This window comes from Vibrio sp. 10N.222.55.B11 (assembly GCF_041473705.1).
GTDB classification, from domain to species: Bacteria; Pseudomonadota; Gammaproteobacteria; order Enterobacterales; family Vibrionaceae; genus Vibrio; species Vibrio crassostreae_C.
On sequence record NZ_JBFRST010000132.1, the window covers coordinates 1 to 529 of the forward strand.

At 47.4% G+C, this 529-nt stretch carries 1 protein-coding gene; it reads right to left on the reverse strand.

The annotated features are described in order from the left end of the window. Positions 1-250: 250 nt before the first annotated feature. Positions 251-529, reverse strand: a 279-nt coding sequence (locus tag AB4503_RS25325) for a hypothetical protein (protein ID WP_372115909.1), incomplete at its 5' end; no start/stop codon positions are given.

The following is a 529-nucleotide window of genomic DNA, read 5'->3' on the forward strand; positions in this document are numbered from 1 at the left end:
TAGGGCAGTTTGGTGATGTCTGCCATATCTTTCTTATCTATGTTCATCAGCGTGGGACTATTGTACTGCTCGTGTATCTCGCTCAGCAGTTGAGTGAGCTCGGGAGAGTGGGGTTGAGCTTGCACGCTCGCACAGGTAAGCAGCAGTAATGGTAAGACTGTTTTCATGGTCATTCTCCCTTTAGATACCTGATCATAATACCAGTATTTAGGCGGTGCATAAAGTTCTTTTTTATGCACCTAGTTAAGTATTATTCTTTCGAATTTTGTGTGTATCTTGGCACCGCAGGATAGGCTTGGTCGGAGGTGACGTATTCCGTCCTTTCGGGTCTAGTGATCTCCTTTTCTACCTGCGAATTGACGGTCATTTCAATCATCGGCTCAGGTTTGATGATGGGCTTCTGCGCTTCCTCTTGTTGAAGTTTTACATCATCGGTAACCCCATCAAAGCGCGCTTGATTAAACAGTCCGCCCGTTCCCTTGGTATGCAGCATAGCCGTGCGGGCAGCAGCCACGGTATCGACGGTACT